This window comes from Sulfurospirillum multivorans DSM 12446 (assembly GCF_000568815.1).
In the GTDB taxonomy this organism is placed as follows: Bacteria; Campylobacterota; Campylobacteria; order Campylobacterales; family Sulfurospirillaceae; genus Sulfurospirillum; species Sulfurospirillum multivorans.
Genome location: NZ_CP007201.1, coordinates 2,798,614 through 2,814,797, shown reverse-complemented (window position 1 = coordinate 2,814,797; position 16,184 = coordinate 2,798,614). Strand labels below are relative to the sequence as shown.

At 42.3% G+C, this 16,184-nt stretch carries 21 protein-coding genes; 4 read left to right on the top strand and 17 right to left on the bottom strand.

From position 1 onward, the window contains the following. From SMUL_RS14590 to SMUL_RS14565, 6 genes are read right to left on the bottom strand one after another with little or no spacing between them, the layout of a single operon-like run. Complete coding sequence (locus tag SMUL_RS14590; protein WP_025345995.1) at positions 1–534, bottom strand: hypothetical protein; 534 nt, start codon at positions 532–534, stop codon at positions 1–3. Continuing rightward, complete coding sequence (gene fabG, locus SMUL_RS14585) at positions 534–1,223, bottom strand: 3-oxoacyl-ACP reductase FabG (protein ID WP_025345994.1); 690 nt, start codon at positions 1,221–1,223, stop codon at positions 534–536. The genes SMUL_RS14590 and fabG overlap by 1 nt, the downstream gene beginning before the upstream one ends. Then, positions 1,220–2,740 carry an HAL/PAL/TAL family ammonia-lyase gene (locus SMUL_RS14580; protein ID WP_025345993.1) on the bottom strand — a complete coding sequence of 507 codons (1,521 nt, stop codon included), beginning with the start codon at positions 2,738–2,740 and terminating at the stop codon, positions 1,220–1,222. Before SMUL_RS14580 ends, fabG begins: the two co-directional genes overlap by 4 nt. Then, positions 2,737–3,597, bottom strand: a complete 861-nt coding sequence (locus tag SMUL_RS14575; protein WP_025345992.1) for a lysophospholipid acyltransferase family protein — start codon at positions 3,595–3,597, stop codon at positions 2,737–2,739. The genes SMUL_RS14580 and SMUL_RS14575 overlap by 4 nt, the downstream gene beginning before the upstream one ends. Continuing rightward, on the bottom strand, positions 3,594–4,301 hold the full coding sequence (locus SMUL_RS14570; RefSeq protein ID WP_025345991.1) for a glycosyltransferase family 2 protein: 708 nt from the start codon (positions 4,299–4,301) through the stop codon (positions 3,594–3,596). The genes SMUL_RS14575 and SMUL_RS14570 overlap by 4 nt, the downstream gene beginning before the upstream one ends. Beyond that, positions 4,288–4,602 (bottom strand): hypothetical protein, encoded by a 315-nt coding sequence (locus SMUL_RS14565; protein ID WP_025345990.1) that lies wholly within the window; start codon positions 4,600–4,602, stop codon positions 4,288–4,290. Before SMUL_RS14565 ends, SMUL_RS14570 begins: the two co-directional genes overlap by 14 nt. 123 nt (positions 4,603–4,725) lie before the next feature. On the opposite strand from SMUL_RS14565, the gene SMUL_RS14560 reads away from it, so the two are divergent. Next, entirely contained in the window at positions 4,726–5,796 is a 1,071-nt protein-coding gene (locus SMUL_RS14560; protein ID WP_025345989.1) for a class I SAM-dependent methyltransferase, read from the top strand. 57 nt (positions 5,797–5,853) lie between these two features. On the opposite strand, the gene SMUL_RS14555 is transcribed toward SMUL_RS14560, so the two are convergent. The 6 genes from SMUL_RS14555 to SMUL_RS14530 all read right to left on the bottom strand — a co-directional run bounded on the left by SMUL_RS14555 (position 5,854) and on the right by SMUL_RS14530 (position 10,944). Continuing rightward, positions 5,854–6,330 (bottom strand): hypothetical protein, encoded by a 477-nt coding sequence (locus SMUL_RS14555; protein WP_025345988.1) that lies wholly within the window; start codon positions 6,328–6,330, stop codon positions 5,854–5,856. A gap of 129 nt (positions 6,331–6,459) precedes the next feature. Then, positions 6,460–7,068 carry a DJ-1/PfpI family protein gene (locus SMUL_RS14550; RefSeq protein ID WP_025345987.1) on the bottom strand — a complete coding sequence of 203 codons (609 nt, stop codon included), beginning with the start codon at positions 7,066–7,068 and terminating at the stop codon, positions 6,460–6,462. Between the two features lie 10 nt (positions 7,069–7,078). After that, complete coding sequence (locus SMUL_RS14545) at positions 7,079–8,308, bottom strand: ArsS family sensor histidine kinase (RefSeq protein WP_025345986.1); 1,230 nt, start codon at positions 8,306–8,308, stop codon at positions 7,079–7,081. After that, positions 8,305–8,985, bottom strand: a complete 681-nt coding sequence (locus tag SMUL_RS14540) for a response regulator transcription factor (protein ID WP_025345985.1) — start codon at positions 8,983–8,985, stop codon at positions 8,305–8,307. The genes SMUL_RS14545 and SMUL_RS14540 overlap by 4 nt, the downstream gene beginning before the upstream one ends. A gap of 38 nt (positions 8,986–9,023) precedes the next feature. Then, entirely contained in the window at positions 9,024–10,160 is a 1,137-nt protein-coding gene (locus tag SMUL_RS14535; protein WP_025345984.1) for a PAS domain-containing protein, read from the bottom strand. Between the two features lie 64 nt (positions 10,161–10,224). Next, a complete protein-coding gene (locus SMUL_RS14530) occupies positions 10,225–10,944 on the bottom strand; it encodes a thioredoxin domain-containing protein (protein WP_025345983.1) in 720 nt (239 codons plus the stop codon). A gap of 94 nt (positions 10,945–11,038) precedes the next feature. Here SMUL_RS14530 and SMUL_RS14525 point away from each other — a divergent pair, with 94 nt between their 5' ends. Then, positions 11,039–11,245 carry a hypothetical protein gene (locus tag SMUL_RS14525; protein WP_025345982.1) on the top strand — a complete coding sequence of 69 codons (207 nt, stop codon included), beginning with the start codon at positions 11,039–11,041 and terminating at the stop codon, positions 11,243–11,245. A gap of 28 nt (positions 11,246–11,273) precedes the next feature. Further along, positions 11,274–12,248, top strand: a complete 975-nt coding sequence (locus SMUL_RS17275; RefSeq protein WP_169730530.1) for an HD domain-containing protein — start codon at positions 11,274–11,276, stop codon at positions 12,246–12,248. 44 nt (positions 12,249–12,292) lie between these two features. On the opposite strand, the gene SMUL_RS14515 is transcribed toward SMUL_RS17275, so the two are convergent. The 5 genes from SMUL_RS14515 to SMUL_RS14495 all read right to left on the bottom strand — a co-directional run bounded on the left by SMUL_RS14515 (position 12,293) and on the right by SMUL_RS14495 (position 15,485). Then, complete coding sequence (locus SMUL_RS14515; RefSeq protein WP_025345980.1) at positions 12,293–13,207, bottom strand: DUF234 domain-containing protein; 915 nt, start codon at positions 13,205–13,207, stop codon at positions 12,293–12,295. 83 nt (positions 13,208–13,290) lie between these two features. Then, positions 13,291–13,503, bottom strand: a complete 213-nt coding sequence (locus tag SMUL_RS14510) for a CDGSH iron-sulfur domain-containing protein (RefSeq protein ID WP_025345979.1) — start codon at positions 13,501–13,503, stop codon at positions 13,291–13,293. An 18-nt stretch (positions 13,504–13,521) separates the two neighbouring features. Then, a complete protein-coding gene (locus SMUL_RS14505; protein ID WP_025345978.1) occupies positions 13,522–14,229 on the bottom strand; it encodes a pirin family protein in 708 nt (235 codons plus the stop codon). Between the two features lie 191 nt (positions 14,230–14,420). Further along, positions 14,421–14,987, bottom strand: a complete 567-nt coding sequence (locus SMUL_RS14500) for a YceI family protein (RefSeq protein ID WP_025345977.1) — start codon at positions 14,985–14,987, stop codon at positions 14,421–14,423. Positions 14,988–15,029: 42 nt separating this feature from the next. Next, complete coding sequence (locus SMUL_RS14495; RefSeq protein ID WP_025345976.1) at positions 15,030–15,485, bottom strand: MarR family winged helix-turn-helix transcriptional regulator; 456 nt, start codon at positions 15,483–15,485, stop codon at positions 15,030–15,032. A gap of 166 nt (positions 15,486–15,651) precedes the next feature. On the opposite strand from SMUL_RS14495, the gene SMUL_RS14490 reads away from it, so the two are divergent. Next, on the top strand, positions 15,652–16,170 hold the full coding sequence (locus SMUL_RS14490; protein WP_025345975.1) for a hypothetical protein: 519 nt from the start codon (positions 15,652–15,654) through the stop codon (positions 16,168–16,170). Positions 16,171–16,184: the final 14 nt, after the last annotated feature.

Genomic DNA, 16,184 nt, shown 5'->3' with positions numbered 1-16,184 from the left:
TTACATCCGTTTTAAGAAGATAAAGCGACGGTGCAAAAACTGCATCACTCCACCGAAGATAAAGACCAAATACCAGCCAAACGAAGAGTAAATAATCCAATAGTGGTCATTTTTGAGCAGTAAAACGGTTACATGTAAAAGAATGTTGACGCACGCAAGTGCTATCCAAAAGAGGGTGGAACGGTTGATGTACATCTCTTCTTTTTCTAAGAGAGGTCGTTTATGGATTTTACGTGCAAAGTGCACAATGATGGAGTCGTTGTCAAAATAGCTCGCCATCAAGAAAAAGATAAATGCCAAAGAGATCAAAAGTGGTAAAAATTTGAGCACTAAAAAGTCATCTAAAACAAAAGCGCTGATAGCGACTACGATGTAAAAAAGAGGGAAGAGTGTGGTTTTTATCTCTCTTTTTTTCAAACTCAAACTCCACAGTAGTCCAAAGATAAAAAGCCCCATTGAGACGGTTTTAATGTCAAAATAGCTGAGTAACACCACAACAACGGGTGCGTATAAAAACGAAAAAAGTATGTGCATTATCTTACCATTCCACCACTAATATTGATCACTTCACCGTTCACGTAGGTTGCTTTGTCGCCTAAAAAGAAGACAACTTCAGCGACCTCTTCGGGACGGCCAAGACGTTTACATGGAATCATGTTGGTGATATTTTTATCCACATTATGGATCATCTCTGACTCAATGACACCGGGGGCTACCGCATTGACTCTGATATTATAGCGTGCTACTTCCACACAAAGTGCTTTTGTAAAAGCGATGATACCGCCTTTGGTCGTTGAGTAGTTGACTTGCCCACCATTGCCCACAAGTCCTGAGATGGAGGAGACATTCACGATGGAGCCTGCTTTTTCTTTGATCATATTTGGAAGGATTTGCTTGGTGACATAAAAAAGGCTGTTAAGGTTAGCGTCCATCACATCACTCCACTCTTCCTCTTCCATAAAGAAAAAAAGTTTGTCTTTGGTGATGCCCGCATTGTTGACTAAAACGTTTACATGTAAAGATTCAAATGCTTTTTTCACCTCTTCTTTTTGGGTCAAATCACACTGAATCATCTCGCCTTGTTGAATCTCTTCCAAAAGTGCTAACGCTTTGTCTTTTTGTCTTTTGTAGTGGATATACACAAAGTAGCCCTCTTTGGCAAAGTAGCGCACAATCGCCTCTCCAATGCTCCCCGTCGCTCCCGTGACCAGCACTTTTTTCATGCAAGAGCTCCTTTGCGTATAATTTTATGTATTTCTTTAATGTCGATGTCCATGCGTCTGTCTTCCAACAGTGGTTTGGCGTGTTCTCTGATAGCCTCATAATAGTTAAGAAGTGTTGGAGAAACGCTCTCTTTGCCCCTGATGTCCACGGCTTGAGCCATGCCCATAAATGCGATGCTCAGCATCAGTTCAAGGGGTTCCATCATCTTTTTAAAGTCCAGTGCCGCGGTCGTTCCCATGCTCACTTTGTCTTGATTGAGCGATTCGGTGGGGCGAGAGTGAATGGACGCGGCGGTGGTGTTTTTAATGACATCAGCACTCAGGGAACTGAGTGTGATTTGCATCGCTTTAAAGCCGTGGAAATAGTGCTCGCGGCTGAGCTTGAGGTTTTCGCCAAGCCCTCGGTTAAATTTGTGATCGACCAGAAGGGCAAACTCTTTATCGAGCAAGTCAGCAAGGTTTGCCGCACAGATTTTCAGTGTGTCCATTGCGTGAGCGACGTAACCACCGTAAAAATTGCCTGAGGTGTAGATTTTTTGGTTTTTGCCATCAATGAGCGGATTGTCATTGACCGAATTGATCTCTTGTTCGACCCATTTTTTAGAAATTTCTAAATTATCGCGAATCACGCCTAAAACTTGGGGCGCGCAACGCATTGAGTAGGTGTCTTGAATGTTCAGATCATTGTCTGCAAAGAACTTATCATAGCGGTCATCGCGTCCATGGGTGAGTTTGGAGCCTTCGATTTTAGCTTTGATGTTGAAAGCACTTTGAATTTGTCCTGTAAAAGGTTTCGCCTCATGCACAAACGAATCTAAAGGTGTGGTGTCACCCAAAAGCACTTCAAACATGCCAGCTACAAAGGATTCCATGCTTGAGAGTATGACTTCAAAGCTTTCCAAAGAAGAAAGAGCAATCGCACTCATAATGGTCGTACCATTCATGATGGCAAGCGCCTCTTTAGGCTTAAACACATACGGCGCAATACCCAGTTTGGCATACACTTCGCTGGTTGGCACAATAGCGCCTTCATACCACACTTCTCTCTCTCCCGCGATGACCGCGGCAATGTATGAAAGCGGTGTCAAATCGCCACTGGCTCCTACAGAACCTAAGGAGGGAATAACAGGAATGATCTCTTTTTCAAGCAAGAGTTCAAGTCGTTGCAAAAGTGCATACGAGATGCCCGATTTGCCTTTGGAAAGTGAAATCAGTCTGCAAATCAGCGCGTAACGCGATGTTTTAGAACTGAGTGGTTCGCCTACTCCACAGCCATGAAATCGGTAAAGATTTTGTTGCAAAATGGCACTTTGCTCGTACGTGAGGTAATTCTTGCCACTTGCGCCATAACCGGTGGTGACGCCGTAAATGGGTTTGCCTTTTTTGATTTCATTCATCAAAAAGGTGTGACCAAGCAAAAAATTCGCTTCAAAGTGAGCATCGTTTGAGACCTGAACAGTGCTGGCGTTGCATATCTCTTCTAGGCGGATGTAGCGGTCATCTATCGTTAATTTCATGCTTTTTCTTTCCAAAAAGGGTATAAATTGAACCATTGTTCAGGATGCGAAGCGACATGCGTTGCAAAAAAATCAGCGTAATTTTGCATCGCTTTGTGGATCTCTTCACGAGCGTGGTTGTTTTTATCCATCGTAATTTCGGTAAATTCAATGCGGTAATGCTGGGGCTTTTGATAGATAAAAGCAATTCCCATAAGTGGTTTTTCGGTTTTATACGCAATGCTAAAAGGGTTCTTATTAAACTCTACCTCTTTGCCAAAAAAGGTTACAATTTCTTTGTGTTTAGCTTCAGTAGCGCGGTCTGCCATCATCGCTACAATCTCGTTGTTAAGAAGTGCTGAGGCGATTTTCATTGTGACATCAACACCGCCTTTGGAAAGATCGATGATGGATAAATGCTGATTTTTTGTTTCAATGTTCTCTTCGATACATTTAATGGGCGCGATGAGAGATTCTTGCATCACAATGTTGATTTTAAGATCGCTAAAACAGTTTCCAGCACTCGCCCAGCCCCCAAAATGTGATAAAAGCAAGATGCCACCACTGTGAAGATAACGCATAAGTTCTGCTTCGTTTTTGATCTCAAACGTATAATCTTTAGGGCTGACTTTGGAGACAAAACGGTCGCACATCGTGATTGCGAAGTGTCGCAAATGCTCATAATAGACCCAGTTGTTAAACGGTTTGTTGATATGGGCGTAGTAATCACGTAGGGCTTCTTTGACATTGCCTGCGACTAAAAAATAGAAAAAGGTCACGGGATACATCAGGTAGTAGATAAAGGTATAGCCAAAGAGCGTGTAAAAGGTGTAAACGAGTTTGATGCTCCAACCGCTGCCCCGCTGTTTCGTGCTCATTGGTACCTTTTTTTGAGAAAAAATTTCCACGGTAGGAGCTTGACATGTACCATAACGATGGCGGCGGTATCCCAAAATTTTTTAAAGTGACTGACGCGCTCTTCGGGGGTTGGGTAGTAGCATTCGATACTCACTTCTTTAATGAGTCGACCTTTCCACGCGTGTTTAACAAGCACTTCCATCTCCCAGTCAAAGCGTTTGGTTTTGATGATAAGGTCGAGTATGGAAGTAGGATACAGTCTAAAGCCAGAGAGTGAATCGGTGATGGTTTGCTCTGTGTCCCAACAGGCCCAAAAGTTGCTAAACCAGCGTCCAAATTTGGAACCATTGGGAACGTTGTTAATGTCAAAATTGCGCGCACCGATAATGATTTGATCGGCTCCATCACAGGCGTTAGTGATTGTTTCAATTTGAGAAGCCAGATGCTGTCCATCACCATCAAGGCTGATAAAATAGGAAAAGCCCAGTCTTTGCACTTCTTTAGCACCCGTGATGATCGCTTCGCCTTTGCCTTGATTGACCGTGTGCCTTAGAATGGTAAGGTTTTCACTTTGTGCTGGGATAATATCCGCTACAGGCGTGTCAGAGCCATCATCGACGATAATCAGCCTGTACCCATGACTCAAGACATCATTGGCAACTGCATGAATCGTAAGTGGATTGTTATAGGTCGGAACGACAACGATCATTTCATCTTTTTTCATAGGTGAGTTCTGCTACTTTCTGCTCATTTTGACTGACACGGATTTTGAGTGTGTTGCCCGTCGTTTGGAGATCAAACCACAGTACACTCAAAGGGGCGATATGTTTCAAGAATTTTGCTTTTGTGATCTTTACTATCTCGATACCTAAAATCTCAGCACTCATATCCAGTAAAACAAACCCAGCAACAATAGGATTTGTCGGAAAATGCGCTTGAAAAATAGGATGGGTTGCGTCACTTAGCCTAACACAAAAGCGCGTTTCCTCTTTATATATAAGCGTATAAAAATCATTTAAAATCATACAATCCTTACAAAAATTCTTAAATAAACAGGTGTATTATATAAATCTAGCTAAAATAAGAGCTTAAAATTGCTTTTTCTGTTAAGGTTTCGTTTACTTTTTTAGAAAATAAGGAACATTTGAATGAATCCGTTTTTTGAAGATAACGACAGTGTCTCTGCCTTAGAGGCGCAGTACAATGCCCAACGCATCGCTTTTGCGCCGATTGTGTTTCAAGTCGCACGCTCTATGCGCGATCTTGGTGTTTTAAAAGCACTCTATGAACATAAAGAGGGCATGAGCATCGAAGCGCTGGCAAAAGAGACGAATTTAAGCGAGTATGGCATAACGACACTCATCGAAACGAGCCTGAGTGCAGACATTGTCAAGCAAAAGGGAGAACTTTATTTCATCACGAAAACGGGCTACTTTTTACTCAACGACCCGATGAGCATTGCCAATATGGACTACAATCATCATGTCAATTACCAAGGGCTTTTTTCGCTCGACGAGGCGATCAAAAGTGGCAAGCCAACAGGGCTGAAAGTTTTTGGCGAGTGGGAGACCATCTACCCCGCACTCTCCATCTTGCCTGAAAAGGCGAAACAGAGTTGGTTTACCTTTGATCATTTCTATTCCGACAGCGCCTTTCCTGAGGCAGTTGAACACCTTTTGAGCCTCAAACCTACTAAAATTCTCGATGTAGGAGGCAATACGGGCAAGTTTTCAATGCTCATCGCAAAGCGCGATACTGCTTTACATGTAAGCATTATGGATTTGCCAGAACAGCTTGCATTGGCGCGCGAAAACATCGAAAAGGAGGGATTGAGTGAGCAGATTTCTCTTTTGCCTGCCAATGTTTTGGAGGCTTCGCATACGTTTCCAAAAGGGTTTGACATCATCTGGATGAGTCAATTTTTAGACTGCTTTAGCGAAGACGACATCGTCTCCATTTTGAGCAAAGCCAAAGAAGCGATGAGCGATACAAGCAGGCTGTGCATTATGGAGCCCTTTTGGGACAGGCAACGCTTTGAAACATCGGCGTTTTGCATCATCAACACCTCGCCTTATTTCACCGCAATGGCAAACGGATGCAGTAAAATGTACCATTCCAAAGATTTTATCAAGTTAGTCGAAATGGCGGGGCTAAAAGTCGAAGCAATAAGTGATCATTTAGGGGTTTGTCAGAGTATTATTCAGATCAAAAGAGGGTGATAACGAACAAAATATGGAGCCAAAAGAGCGATAAAAGTAGCTTGCCCGCTTTATTTCCTATGAATTGTTCCATGAGAGCTCATCGCCGTTAATTATTCTTTTTTGAATGAGTATCTTTCTAATGAGATTAAACCCTGTGTTTCCAATTGGAAATATTTCAAGTTGCATAGGAATTCGATTCAACCCAATGTGGTCTTTTTGCTGAAAAAAAATTGTGCCACTCCACAATCCTTTTACAACGCCAGCTTGCAGATTGGAAAGCTTGATACTTCGTTTGCCAAGGTAAAACCATTCTTTTGTAATATGAGTTTTACTTATTATTATACGTTTGAAAAAGCAAGCATCTACGAATTTACATATCCCTGCAACAACTACTAATCCACCAAAGATTAAAGTAACCCATTGATTTAAACACATACATCCTAACCCTAATATGATCATTGTTAGAAATGCGAGTGCACTAAGAACACGTTTGCCATCATCATACATGAATATGTAAACAGATTTTTCTCTTACCATTATTGCTTGATCCATATTAGCCTACTTATGACATAAAAATGGGGAACGGGTTTTTTTATTTATTCTCATTTCATCGTTTATCTTTACATGTAAAGAATTTTAGACACAAAAAATATAAAATAACCTTACTTAAGATCAAAAAGCCTAACCGTTTTGCGTCCAGTCAAACTCCATTTGTTTAGCGGTGTTAAGGGCTAACTCTTTCCCCATCAGGCGTTCCACAAGGTGCAGACTCATGTCAATGCCAGCCGAAATGCCTGCGGAAGTGACGATGGAACCTTCATCGACCCAGCGCATGTTTTCTTTTACATGTAAGGTTGGAAACATAGTGCGAAGATCGTCAATATCTTCCCAATGGGTTGTCGAAGATTTGCCTTCCAATAGTCCTGCTTTTGCGAGCAAAAAAGCACCCGTGCAGATGGAAGCGGTGATGGGAGTGGAAGATGCGGTGCTTTTGATCCACGCGATCACATCGTCATCTTCCATCTCTTTGGTGACCACGCCACCAGGAATGAGCAAAAGATCGGGTGTGGGATGTGTCGTCATCGAATAATCAGGATGCAGTTTGAGCCCCGCTCTGGCGTAAATGGATTGTTTCGTTTTGCCGATGGTAAAGACCTCAAAAGGAGGATGGGCGAGGGATGAAGCCGTTTTGTTAAAGACGCGTGACGCGGTTGTAAAGACTTCATACGGACCTGCAAAATCAAGCACTTCCACCTTGTCAAAAATATAAATACCCACCGAATATGCCATAAATTTTCCTTTACATGTAAATCGTAAAACAGTTCATGCCTGCTTCGTGTTTGTAGTCAAGTCGCATCCCGTGTAGGCGAATCACGTGCCATGTGATAAACAGTCCAAAGCCAAGACCGCGTGAGCTTTTTTGTTTTTTGCCCTCTAGAAAATAAGGCTCAGCGTAGCGTTCAATGGTGAACTCCAACGCGGGGGCGTGGTTGGAAATGGTGATGGTTTTAAGATCATTGCGAAGGCTGACGTGGTGGTCGTCGGAGTAGTTGATGCCATTGTCCAAAAGGTTTTTCAGCGCCACGCCAAACAGCTCAAAGTCTACCTCTAGTTCCATCGGTACCAGTTTACATGTAATGCTTTCTCGTTTGTCATCTAAAATGTCAAGGGCAAAATCCACCACGTCTTCAATATGATAACGATTGATCTCCAATTTTAGCTCATCAGCACTCAGTTTTTCAATGCGCGAGAACTCTTCCAAAAGTGCTTCTTGGCGGTTGAAAACGTTTTGCAAGATCCTTGCATATGCGGCATCTTCAATCATTTCAGCGGCGAGTTTTCCCTTGGTAATGGGCGTTTTGAGCTCGTGCATGATGTTGCGCAAAAAGAGCTGTCTGGAGTCTCGAAGTGATTTGATTTTGAAAACGGCACTGTCAAATTCATTGGCAAGGGCGGCGATTTCATCTTTTTTACTGCTTTTACATGTAATGTCATAATCCCCGTTGGCAAAGTGTTTGATCTTCTCTCTGAGTGTTTTAAGCGGCAGAATGCTTCGAATAATGCCAATGTATAAAAAAATGACAAATGCAAGGCTCAACAGTGGCAAAATGAGGCGGGGCATCATCTCTTTTTTTAAAGGCGTTTCAAAGACGATAGGCGGTGCGTCGCGTGCCAACAAAATGGTGTAAATGTGCATACGATACGGCACCGAATCAATTAGAAAATGAAACCGCTCTTCCATGCGTTTCATCGGAAACGGTTTGGGAGGACGAGGGCGTTCGAGAATTTTTTGTTTGAGCGCTTCATCGGTAACGAGTTTAAACCCGATCTCTTCCATCTTGTCAAAGTCGATAGCTTTCGTGGTGCGATCAAACGAAGAGCGTAAGGCAACGCGCGAGTAGTCAAACATTGTTTGCAGTTCTCTATCCGTTTCATACTGTGCGATGGAGACAAAGATCGCTGTGATGCCAAACAACGAGAGGGCAAAAATGAGCGAAATACGCGTGATGATGGAGTGGTACCACCTCATGCTTGAAGCCTATACCCGATACCTCTGACGGAATGAATCAGCTTAGGCTCTTTGGAGCTCTCGCCTAGTTTGGTACGAATACGGCTGATGAGCACGTCAAGGCTTCTGCTCTCATTCTCTTCATTGAGACTCAGTGCGCTGTTAAGCAGCTCTGTTCGTGAGACCACGCAGTTGTTTTTTTTGATGAGATGGGTGAGCACGTCGTATTCCGCAGGGGTGAGTGTGAGTGGTGTACCTTGAAAAAAGATGGTGTGACTCTCTTCTTTGAGAATCAACGTGGAACTACTGCTCTCTTCACTGACTGAGTTACTTTTTTTGTAGCGTCTGAGCACACTGATGATGCGCGCGTAAAGCTCTTTGGGCTCATAGGGTTTGGGTAAGTAGTCGTCTGCTCCAAGTTCCAAGCCTACGATTTTATCTTCCAAGTCGCTTCGTGCGGAGGAGATGATGATGGGAATATCGCTTTTGGCGCGTACCTCTTTGCAGATCTCTAGCCCGTCCATACCAGGCAAAGAGAGGTCTAAAATGAGCAGGTCATATTTGATAAGGCTTAGTGCACTGATGCCAAGATAGGGGTCGTCGTAGTTGGTGACGGTGATGTTATAGCGTTTTAAAAAATTGCATAAGATTTCGGCAAGTTCGACATCATCCTCGATCATTATGAGGTTCGGTTGCATTGTTTTATCCTGAAAATTGGTCTTAAACAATCATACACCTACTCTTTGAACGGTTTGTTAATGCAAAATCCACAGAGTAATTTTTCATTTTCTTCATCAATGACAAATTTATACAGATGAAAATAGGTGTTAAACCCTTCTGCTGTGGGGAGTGTAATATTGTGCTCCTGTATCCCTTCATAAAGGCTCAAACGATCCGTCTCAGCAATCTCTGCCGCTGTTCTTTCATTGAAAAGGCTCATCGCTGTTTTGTCTTTCCATGTTTTGAAGCCCAAGAATTTTTGATAAGCTTGATTCATATACAGATAATGCCCCTGCGCATTTTTAATAAAACAAAGCGCTGGGATATGCTCCACAAAAGCGATAAAACGTTCGTGTTCCGCGTGTTCTCGAACCTCTTCACCTTTACGGTTGCTGATATCGCGAATGGTGCCAACCATACGAATAGGCTGTTCGTTTTTACCCACAATGACCTTGCCTCGCACATTGACCCAGCGCAAAGGCTCACTCCCGCGTACGCGATGATCGACCACAAACAGATCGCTCTTGCCATCCAGATGCGCTTTTAAGCGTTCATTTACCAATGCCATATCTTTGGAATGGACTAAATTGAGCCACGAGGAGAGGGTAGAGGGGTGATCTTTGGTTTCATAGCCCATCAACTGTTTCCATTTTGAAGAGTAGAAGATGGTCTCATTTTTCATATCCCAGTCCCACAATGCCTCATCACTTCCCTCAAGGGCGAGTTCTAAACGCTCTTTTTGCTGCATCAACAAGGCTTTGCTTTTATGCAAATGCGCAATGTCAACGATCATCGCAACAAAATCACCCGTTGCGCCTAAGAGAGGTGCTGTGTAGATCAGCGTTTGCTTGGTGATGCCATTGTCAAATTGAAGCTCCATCGCGTGTTCGCCGTTTTTTGGAAGGGTGCTTAAAAGCTCGGCATTCTCTTTGCTCATCGTGCCAAAAGCATGTGTAAAGGCTTTATTGGTGAACCATTGCGCATTTTTTTTGTAAAGAATGGGCAGAGGCATGGCTTGAAACGTCTCCGCTTCTTGCATGGGATGTTGCTTGGGTGTTTGAGCGCTTGATTGGAGTTTTTGAAGGCGAAAGTAGAGGGTTAAGGCGATAACCCCTAAAAAAGCAATGATGGCAAAAAGGACGATCTGGGACATACCAACCTCTTTGAAATGGAGTTTATCCCGCCTTATGAAAAGCGGGATACAAAGGCAGGGAGCGTTATTTTAAAAGCTCTTTCTCTTTCACGATAAACGGTACTCCTTTGATGCCAGCACCAAAGTATTTTAGTTTAAGTGCATCAATATGCGCGACATCTGCATCGCTGATTTTTTGCTCATATTTGACGTTTTCATCGTAGTATTTTTTCAAGATTTTGATCTTATCTGCATCGGTTTTGACTTTGGATGTTTCGTTGTAAATAATCACAGATTTTTCAAGGGAACTGCGCTCGTGAACCGGTGTGAAAATCAACTTAAGATTGTTGGTGGTAAGGCGTTGCTCGATTTGAGCAAGCTCTTGTCTGCAGTAAGGACATTCAGGATCGGTGAAGACAACTAAGGTCTCTTTTTTAGGGTCGTTACCCAAAGAGATCACATTTTTCTTCTCCTCTTTTTTGTAGATCGCTGAAAGCTTTTTCTGAAGCTCTGCCATCTCCATCATCTCTTTGATGCTTCCACCTTGCTTGATGCTAATCACATCAGGGAAGATGAGGTCATCTTTGGTGAAGATGCTCAGTTTTTGAGAACGTGTGCCATCGCTAAGACTCAGAGTCACGAAATCCATACCATCAATGCCTTCAACAGGTTTGCGTGAGACGATAGTAATCGTAATATTGGGGACTTGCACGGTTGATTTAAAGTGTTCAACAATTTGTGCGTCGGTTGCTGCAAAAAGAGTGGTTGAGAAAAGTGCAACAAGCGTTAAAAGATATTTTTTCATTCATTTTCCTTATAAGTTGCAGAAACTAATCTGCATGAAATGTAAGGTATTATACAATAAAACCAATCATAGTTTGTTAATCAAAGGTCAATGAATGCTAGAGAATGCCGATAAAATGGCACTTATACACGAGATAGAACTGCTCATAGAATCTGATCCAAATGCTCCCATTTCTTCATTTTCAATGTTAGAGTTCTTGGAATTGGACGATTTGGTTTCAATGCGCGACGCACTTTTACGCTCCAAAGCGAACCGTTCCGCTGAAAATGAGAAGTGGTTTGATGAGCTGTGTAAAAAGTAGCTATCCTCTTTACATGTAAAGGTCAATTATGCGTGAAAAATGGGCTTATTTAAACGATATTGAGGGCTGCGACGTCGTGGCCCTTTATACGCTTCACACTCTTCTTGAAATCGCCTACCTTAAAGAGGGCAAACAGCGAAGTCTCACGATCAATTTTCATGTTGCAGGTGGCGCGATGGGTTATCTGGAGTGTTTTCAGCTAGACTCCATTCCTTTGCCTCCTGCAAAAGTCACACATACACTGAGTTCTTCGATCTCAAAGGTTTTACATGTAAACCTTTATGCCCAACTGAATGAGCATGAACACTACGAAGAGCTAGAGCTTGTGTGTGAAGAGGGCATCTATTTGCTCTATTTTAGTGAAAATGAAGAGGAAGCGCACTACGCTAAAATTGAAAAAAACAAAACTCCACGTCTGCCTAAAGTCCCAAAACAAGAGGTAATGTTGCCTAAAGAGCTTTTTAGTGTCGAATTTTTCAAAGAAAACCTTGCCTTTGTACTGTTGGCGCACGGTGAGCAAAAGACACCGCATGGCTTGCCGTATTCGATGCACCTTTTAAGTGTTACCGCCGAAGTCATCAATGCTTTGTCGTGTGAGCCACTCAGTTATGATGAAGTTAATGTTGCCATTGCTTGTGCGCTTTTGCATGACGTAAACGAAGACACGACCACCAAGATCACGAAAGAGAGCCCCATCGCAGGTAACAAAGAGGTGATCGCCAAAGGCGTTTTAGCACTCACGAAAGAGAAGAATTTGTTGTCCAAAGAGGCGCAAATGCGCGATAGTTTAGAACGACTCAAAAAGCGTCAAAACTGTGTGGCAATGGTCAAACTTGCCGATCGCATTACGAATCTTGGGGAGCCACCTAAGCAGTGGGATGAAGCGAAAAAAAGAGCATATTTGGAAGAAGCAAAGGTGATTTTGAGTGAACTTGGCTATGCGCATCGCTATCTTGCCACGAAATTAAGCGAAAAAATTGAGGCATATCAGCTTTACATGTAAAAGCGTGGTGGAATCAAAAAAGGAGATTTCTCTCCCTCCTTTTGTTAGTATTTCTTTCCCTCACACGGGATCAACTCTTTTTCACCAATCTCTTCCACCAACGGTTTCAAACTTTTGAGCGTAAAAAGTTTAAGATCCTCTCCCTTAAGCGCTTTGAGTTCCGAGCTGTAACCACTTTTGCTAAACAGAACGAACATATCAGGCTCAAATTCAGCTTTGGCACATTGCTCTTTGAGTTTACTCAGCTCGGTTTTTTTCACTTTGGTGTTGGTGTATTTGCACGCACCTGCGATGAGTTTTCCCGATTTCGTTTTCGCCAAAATATCAATCTCTGCGTTTTTATCCCAATAACTGCCTATCTCCACAATCGGATCTTCGATCAAACTTTTTTTCAACAATTCCTGAGCGAGTTTTTCAAAAATAAGATCGTTAAAGCCTTGTTCGCGGTTGGTAAACGCTTTTTCGACTTCGCTAAAATCATTCTCTTTGATGGTTTTGTAAAAAGGGGAGACAAAGGCAAACCAAAAGCGCATAAACGGACTAATGAAGTTCAGTTTATCGGAGTTATCATCCTCTTCACGAACAGGGCGCTCCAATGAATACTCAAGCTCAACGATCTCACTGCGCAACAGTGCATGCAAGGCTTCATTGCCTTCTTCTCGACTCAAACGTGCTTTTTTGTACGAAGAGTAGACACGACGATCGCCCGTAGCACAGGCAGTGAGTAGTGCATGCGAAAGTTTATTGCTGTAGGTAAGTTTGGTGATGTCGGCATGAATGTAGGTGTAGTTTTTTAAAATCTTATGTGCGATCAGATCAAAAAGAGGTTTGGTAGTATCGACATTCCAACTGGTGCCGCCAAAAACACTGAAGTATTCGATGGCGATTTCAAGGTCGCTCAGCTTGTTTTGAAGATAAAAAGAACGAAATTGTTGAAGGAGGGTAGGATGTTTTGACATAAAAAAAGAGCCTTTGATTGTTTTTCGTCATTATACACGAAAAAGAGGAGTGAAAGTCTTTTCACTCCTGTAAAGGCCTTTAGTTATTTTGCGTGACTTCCATCACAAAAAGGAGCATTGGCGCTCTTTTTACAGGCGCAGAGGTAATACTCTTTGCTCTCAGGAACAAAAAATGTTTTAGGTGCAAGACCTGAACCTCTATGGCTACCATCGCATAAAACAGAGGTAGCACTTTTACCACAAGTACAGAAGTGGTACTCTTTATTGGCTTCAAGTGACATTTTAACAGGTGACATGGTATTTCCTTTATACGTTTAGTGCATTGGCACATCAAATACCAAAACCCAAGAGGGTTTCAACGCTTTGATCTCGTAGGCTTTTTCTTCGGTAATCTGCACTTCATCGCGTGTTTCAAGCGTGGCACCATCGATTTTTATTTCGCCTTCGACAACCAGTACGAGTTTACCACGATTTGGGGAAGAGGGCGCTAAGGAAATGGTTTTACCCTCATCGAGCTCAGTGGTCGCAATGAATGCGTCTTGCTTAATTGCAATAGAGTTGTCTGCACCATCAGGTGAAACGAGCGTTACCCACTGATTGCTCTTGGTGACATCTCTAAAATCACGTTGGTTGTAGAGTGGTTTTCCACCTTTTTGGTTTGGGTGTATCCAGATTTGAAACAGCGCGGCGGACTCATCTTTTGAGGCAAATTCGGAGTGTAAAACCCCTTCGCCTGCACTCATATACTGAATTTCACCGGCATGAACTTCGCCGTGATTGCCAAACGAGTCTTTGTGAATCAAAACCCCTTTAGTGACGATGGAGATGATCTCCATATCGCGGTGCGGGTGCATTCCAAAACCCTCTCCTGCCTCCACGATGTCATCATTAATGACACGCAGTGCGCCAAAACCCATGCGGGAAGGATTGTAATACTCGGCAAATGAAAAACTAAAATGGCTATGAAGCCAACCATGCTCTGCAGCGCCTCTTTGGTTGGCTCTATGAATGATAAATGACATGATTGATTCCTTTACATGTAAAGCATGAGACTTCTTTCACAACCCATTGAAAAAAGAGTTTGTCCATAGCACATCACTTTTAAAAACTAAAAACATCGCCATAGCTACGGCTATGACTCAATTTTGAGTTTTGAAAATTAACGCACTCTTGACAAGCTCTTACTCTTTTCAAGGGCTATGAAAAAAGTCTATTATTTTTGTAAAATTCCCTCAAGGGCTACGTCGATTTTAACCTCTTCACCCACGATCACACCACCTGTTTCAAGGGCTTTGTTCCATGTGATGCCAAAGTCTGAGCGGTTGATCTTGCCTGTTAGTCCCAGTCCAACACGTTTGTTGCCATAAAGATCTGTCGCGGCTCCACCGTTCTCAAAAACTAAAACAACAGGTTTTGTAATACCTTTCATTGTGAGTTTTCCATAGGCTTTGTCACCTTTGATTTCATCCAATGCAAACGTGATGGTTGGGTACTTTGCAACATCAAAAAGATCAGCTGAGCGTAAATGCTCGTCTCTGTCTTTAATACCTGTATCGATGGAAGTTGCTTGAATGGTTCCATTTAAAGACTTAAGCGTTTTGGTCGCTTCATCGTATACAAAACTTCCGTTAAATGTTGAAAAATTCCCTTTTACAGTTGAGATCATCGCGTGTTTGACGCTAAAATCCGCACTTGAGTGCATAGGATCAACGTTGTAGTTTCCAGCAAAGAGGGCAGTTCCTGCCAACAAGGATGTTGCGAGTAGTGTTTTGATTTTCATAAGGTTTCCTTTTTTACTAATTAGTAGTATTTGAGCAAAAAATTATTGCGCTTTTTGCAGTTTTCGTAACAGGTCATACAAGGTGACCAACTCTTCTTCGCTTAACACGTCAAAATAACTCTTGAGATTGGCGGCGTGTTTCCCAAACATCCCACCGATCAGCGCACGTCCGCTTTCGGTAATGCTTACGATACGCACACGGCTATCTTCAGGCGATGGAAGTGTTTGCACGAAGCCATCTCTGAGGAGATTTTTGACAACCACAGTGACATTGCCAGGAGTGCTCATAATCAGCTTTGTGATAGAACCTATTTGCAAATCGCCACGATGGTAAAGGACTTCCAAAACTTCAAACTGGTTCATCGTTAAGCCGCATTCGTTGATATACTTCAACTCTTTGTTACGGATTTTGGTAAAGGCTCTTACAATTTGTATCCATGTCTGCATACTCTTATCGGTGCGCTCACCATAACTTTTAACGTCTGATCGTAGTTTCATATTTTTGTACCTCTGTGGAAATTATATTACTAATTAGTAATAATGTCAAGTGTTTTTTGAAAATGAAACAAAAAAGTCATTTTTGAGCCTAAAAATGGTTCTTTCTTTCATAAATTGTACTATAATGGCGCCGCCTTTTACAGGGTAAAATGGTTAGGAGATGTTTATGGAAGAAAAAAATGATGAACAATGCAGAGAAAATCTCTCAGATAAAGTTTTTGCATTCAATCAATTTTTAGAAGTTAAAGTTGAAAATTCGCTACTAAAACTACTCAATATCGCGCGTTATATCTTTATCTGCATGATGATTGTCTACTTGGGGCAGTGTTTTATCAGCCTTGGTTATAAGATGATCGCCTTTACGATTTCACAAGGTGCGCTTGATTTTGATTCGATTAAAATCATTTTAACCGATGGCTTGTTTGTCTTGATTGTTTTGGCGATTGTCAAAACACTGTTTATTCAAGATGGGTTTGACTATGCCGTGACCTTTCTTGAGATCTCGTTTGTTGTCTTGGTAAGAAAGCTGATTTTACTTGAGACAGACCCATCGGAGACCTTGCTTTTGTTAGTGCTTGGCGTAACATCGGCACTTTTCTTTATCTTAATTGTCTATATCAAAGGGATGAAGCATAAATGGGAGAGAGAAAAATGCGAGCAATGTGTTCAAGTGAAAAAGAGGTAAAAAATCGTTTGAAG